General features: G+C 38.6%; 1 protein-coding gene. It reads left to right on the plus strand.

Translation table 11 applies throughout. The features are described 5' to 3' along the window. A partial coding sequence (locus tag ACVYAD_RS25015) for a transposase (protein ID WP_476428289.1) occupies nt 1-576 on the plus strand: 576 nt, incomplete at its 5' end. Nucleotides 577-953: the final 377 nt, after the last annotated feature.

Below are 953 nucleotides of genomic sequence, written 5' to 3' on the forward strand. Positions count from 1 at the left end.
ATTGAAGCCGCGCAAAACTCTATCGGACTGACAGAAGGAACACAGATGGCCCAACACGAAATCGCCACGCTCTTACGTCAGTATCGGTTATTAGAAATCGAAATTGAAACTGTAAATAATCAATTAGCTGAAATGGCACAAAAGACAATGGAATATGAAATACTGGCTTCAGTTCCTGGTTTAGGAGACGCGACAATAGTTGATTTACTATCAGAAGTAGGAAGCTTCTCACTTTATGAAAATCCACGCCAACTTATAAAACTAGCGGGATTAACATTACGTGAAAGCTCGTCTGGTCAACATAAGGGACAAAAACATATCTCTAAACGAGGACGAAGGAAGCTTAGAAACACTCTATTTAAGGTTATAGTCCCGCTTATTCGTCATAACGAAGCGTTTAAAAAGCTTCATGAATATTACACAACACGACAACAAAATCCCTTAAGGGGAAAGCAGTCAATGGTGATACTCTGTGGTAAATTACTGAAGGTATTACATGGCATATGCAAAAAGAAAGTATTTTTTAACGAGCAACATATGATGAATGACCTCTACTGTCTCGCAGAGGCAGCGTAATCAATTCTTTCATCGAACTATAAAAAGAAGGATGACACGGAGAAGCCAGCAAAATAACTAAACTCAGACTATGAGTCTCCGGAGCAGCATAGCAGGCCTCTGCCTTATGAATAGACCGAACGAAGGAATGTAAGCGCAAATGACGCTAAGAGACATGGGAGGGTACGTCGTCATAAGTATCGCAGAGATCCATTGTGCATCACATAGTGGATTAAAAAAGCTAATGATTCCCATTAGTTTTAGCGAAGCGTACACCTAAGTTGTAAATTATAACAATAAATTCAAAACACTGTTTGTAAATGAAGTGAAAAAATATTTTCTCTTCATCATGAAATGGCGGAAACCGTTGATACATCAATGTTTATAGAGGGAGTTTA

The sequence above is a fragment of the Lysinibacillus sp. G1-3 genome, from assembly GCF_056322905.1.